The sequence below is a fragment of the Allobosea sp. TAB14 genome, assembly GCF_052113865.1.
GTDB lineage: Bacteria > Pseudomonadota > Alphaproteobacteria > Rhizobiales > Beijerinckiaceae > Allobosea > Allobosea spartocytisi.
Map to the genome: position 1 here is coordinate 1 of NZ_JBFRDQ010000295.1, position 3724 is coordinate 3724.

The 3724-nt window shown below is 67.6% G+C and carries 5 protein-coding genes; all 5 read left to right on the forward strand.

Annotated features, from left to right (window positions below; genetic code table 11):
- Positions 1–253 (forward strand): M20/M25/M40 family metallo-hydrolase (locus AB4Y99_RS26565; RefSeq protein ID WP_441525439.1); only part of this gene is annotated, 253 nt, incomplete at its 5' end.
- Positions 250–831 (forward strand): LOG family protein, encoded by a 582-nt coding sequence (locus AB4Y99_RS26570; RefSeq protein WP_038361395.1) that lies wholly within the window; start codon positions 250–252, stop codon positions 829–831. The genes AB4Y99_RS26565 and AB4Y99_RS26570, both read left to right, overlap by 4 nt.
- Positions 832–991: 160 nt before the next feature.
- Positions 992–1393 carry a hypothetical protein gene (locus AB4Y99_RS26575; RefSeq protein ID WP_441525440.1) on the forward strand — a complete coding sequence of 134 codons (402 nt, stop codon included), beginning with the start codon at positions 992–994 and terminating at the stop codon, positions 1391–1393.
- Positions 1371–2633, forward strand: a complete 1263-nt coding sequence (locus AB4Y99_RS26580; RefSeq protein WP_191123252.1) for a DNA-packaging protein — start codon at positions 1371–1373, stop codon at positions 2631–2633. The genes AB4Y99_RS26575 and AB4Y99_RS26580 overlap by 23 nt, the downstream gene beginning before the upstream one ends.
- Before the next feature lie 135 nt (positions 2634–2768).
- Positions 2769–3724: phage portal protein (locus AB4Y99_RS26585; RefSeq protein ID WP_441525441.1), on the forward strand; the 956-nt coding region annotated here is incomplete at its 3' end.

Below are 3724 nucleotides of genomic sequence, written 5' to 3' on the forward strand. Positions count from 1 at the left end.
GGATTCACCGGTGCTCCAGAAGGCGCGCAAGGCGCTGGCCGACGAATGGGGCGGGCGCGTGGTTTCCATCGGCAGCGGCGGCTCGATCCCCGTCGGCGGCGATTTCAAGCGCACGCTCGGTATCGACACGCTCTTCGTCGGCTTCGGCCTCGACGACGACCGCGTTCACTCGCCGAACGAGAAATACGACCTGTCCTCCTTCCACAAGGGCCAGCGCTCCTGGGCCCGCATCTTGCAAGCTCTCGGTTCATGAAATCAGTCTGTGTCTTCTGCGGCTCCAATCCCGGCAATGACCCCGTCTATGCGGCCGGCGCCCGCGCCATGGGCGCCGAGATTGCAAGGCGGGGCCTGACACTGGTCTATGGCGGCGGCGCCGTCGGGCTGATGGGCATCGTCGCCAATGCGGCGATGGAGGCCGGCGGCGAAGTCCACGGCGTCATTCCCAAGGCGCTGCGCGACCGCGAGGTCGGCCATGTCGGCCTGACCCGGCTCGAGGTCGTCGACACCATGCACACGCGCAAGGCCCGCATGGCGGAGCTGTCGGACGGCTTCATCGCCATGCCCGGCGGCATCGGCACCTTCGAGGAGCTGTTCGAGATCTGGACCTGGGGCCAGCTCGGCATCCATTCCAAGCCGCTCGGCCTGCTCAACGTTGCTGGGTTCTACGATCCGCTGGCCACATTCCTCGACCAGACCGTGGAGGCCGGCTTCCTCAAGCAGAGCCACCGCGCCATGGCGATGACCGATACGGAGCCGGCGACGCTGCTCGACCGGATGGAAGCCTATGTTCCCGCCGCGACCTATAAATGGGTCGAGAAGGAAGAGGTCTGACTTAATCCCCGGGATTGCCCTCTCAGGTTGTAGGAATATTATCTTGACATTGTGACGCTGATCCGGTAGAGATCAGGAACGCTCACGAAATATGCCCGAACGAAGCCGCCGCGCTCTCCAGCCGGCGGCTTTTTCGTGGCCGTCATCCGAGAGGGACGTCATGGCCGAAGAGGACGAGACAACGTCGCAGCCAGCCGCTGAGCTGAAGCCGAAACGGAAGACGGTCTCGCGTAAGGCGGTGGTGGGTCAGCTCTGGCGTGCCGCCAAGCGCCAGATCGATRCGCATGAGGAACATCTCGCCGACCTGCCGAGGGGCACGACCGCAAGCGAGGCCGACGCTAAGGCGTTGGCCGTGCTTGCCCGCACCGTCCGCGAACTGGTCGCGATCGAGGAGCCTCAGGCCACAAGGAAGGACAAGCGCACGGATGAGCCTTCCGCTGCCGATGATCTGCGACATGTCGCACAGCTCCGTCAGGATCTTGCTCGACGTCTTGAAGCCCTTGTCGCTCAGGACGCGCGTGAGAATTCTGAAGAAGCTGATGCCGACAGCGACGCCGGATGAGGTCGAACTCATTCGGAATACCTGGAATATCTGGGCGCGCCCCGATCAGTTGCCACCCGAACCGCTGAAGCCGATCTGGCTCGTCCTCGGCGGACGCGGCGCCGGCAAGACCCGCACCGGCGCAGAATGGGTCAGGGGTATGGCGCTGGGCCATCCGCCTTTCGCGGACTTGCCGACGGAGCGGATTGCCCTAGTCGGCGAGACGCAAGGACAGGTCCGCGACGTAATGATCGAGGGCGTTTCCGGGCTGCTGGCGGTCCATGCGCGTGGGGAGCGGCCGAACTGGCAGCCCTCGCTGCGCCGCCTGCAATGGCCGAATGGCGCGATCGCGCAGGTTTTCTCCGCCGAAGATCCGGAGGGCCTGCGCGGTCCGCAATTCGGCGCCGCATGGTCCGACGAGCTGGCGAAATGGCCGAACCTTCAGGAGTGCTGGGACATGCTGCAATTCGGCCTTCGCCTCGGCGACCATCCCCGTCAGGTCATCACGACGACGCCCCGCCCCGTGCCGCTGGTCAAGCGCCTGCTGGTCGAGCCCCATGTCGCGGTGAGCCGGGCGAGGACACAGGACAACCATTACAACCTCGCCGCGGAATTCGTCCGCACGGTCACGCAAACCTATGGCGGGACGCGGCTCGGCCGCCAGGAACTCGACGGCGAGATCGTGGAGGAGAGCCCGGACGCGCTCTGGACACGGGCCATGATCGAGGCGGCCCGCGAGCGCCGGCACCCGCCGCTCGCGCGGATTGCCGTCGCCGTCGATCCGCCTGCCTCGTCCTCGCAGCGGGCCGACCGCTGCGGGCTGGTCGTGGCCGGCATCGATAGCGACGGCCTCGGTCATGTGGTGGAGGATGCGACGATGGCCGGCGCCCGCCCGCAGGAATGGGCCGAGAAGGCGGTGGCGCTCTATCGGCGTTACGAGGCGGATGTCCTGGTCGTCGAGGTCAACCAGGGCGGCGAGATGGTCGAGAGCGTCATCCGCGAGATCGATGCCGGCGTTCCGGTCGTCCCGGTGCGGGCGACGCGCGGCAAATATCTCCGCGCCGAGCCGGTTGCCGCGCTCTATGCGCAGGGCCGCGTGCGCCATGCCGGCCCCCTCCCGGAGCTGGAGGACGAGATGTGCTCCTTTGGCCCAGGCGGCCTCGAAGGCGGCCGCTCGCCCGATCGGCTCGACGCACTCGTCTGGGCGCTGACCCATCTGATGCTCGCGCCCAAGGGCCGGCCGCGGGTGAGGGGGATGTAGCCTTCACCGTCATTCTCGGGCGGCGCAAAGCGCCGACCTGAGAATTTCATGAGGGGAGAGACCCGGTTTCCGAGATGGTCGGGTCGAGCCCGACCATGGCGGCACGTCGTTTCACGCTCCAACAGCGAGATCTCCATGTTCGATTTCCTTCGCAGCCTGCGCGGCCGAGCCGCGCCGGACCAGAAGCGCTCGCGCGTCGGGCCGCTCATTGCCCTGCACGAGGCCGGGCGCGCGGTCTGGACGCCGCGCGATTATGTCGCCCTGTCCCGCGAGGGCTATGAGCGCAATCCGGTGGTGCATCGTTGCGTGCGCCTGATCGCGGAGGCGGCGGCGCAGACGCCACTCGTCGCCAAGGTCGGCGACCGCGAGATCCCCGAACACCCGGCATTGGCGCTGATCGAGCGACCCAACCCGCGCCAGGGCGGCATCGCCTTCCGCGAGATGCTGTTCGGCCATCTGCTCGTCGCCGGCAATGCCTATGTCGAGGCGGTGAACGCCGGCCGCGAGCCGCGCGAGCTCTATGCGCTGAGGCCTGACCGGATGCGTGTCGTGCCGGGCCGCGATGGTTGGCCGGAGGCTTACGACTATACTGTCGGCGGCGACACCGTGCGCTTCCGGCAGGACGAGGCCGAGGTGCCGCCGATCCTGCACCTGACGCTGTTCCACCCGATCGACGATCATTACGGCCTCTCGCCGGTCGAACCGGCGGCATCAGCGCTCGACATCCACAATGCCGCCAGCAACTGGCACAAGGCTCTGCTCGACAATGCCGCGCGCCCGTCCGGCGCGCTGGTCTATGACGGACCGGGCGGCGCGACGCTGACCGAGGCGCAGTTCGACCGGCTGAAGCAGGAGCTGGAGGATTCGTTTCAGGGCGCGCGCAACGCCGGCCGGCCACTGCTGCTCGAGGGCGGGCTCGACTGGAAGCCGCTCTCGCTGACTCCGGCGGAACTCGACTTCGTCGCGGCCAAGGGCGTGGCGGCGCGCGAGATCGCGCTTGCCTTCGGCGTGCCGCCGCTGCTGCTCGGTTTGGCCGGCGAYAACACCCACGCCAATTTCGCCGAGGCCAACCGCGCGCTCTGGCGCCAGAC

Excerpts from the sequence above, each read along its gene's own strand:
- AB4Y99_RS26570 (WP_038361395.1), top strand. The coding sequence starts at position 250 with ATGAAATCAGTCTGTGTCTTCTGCGGCTCCAATCCCGGCAATGACCCC.
- AB4Y99_RS26580 (WP_191123252.1), top strand. The coding sequence starts at position 1,371 with ATGCCGACAGCGACGCCGGATGAGGTCGAACTCATTCGGAATACCTGG.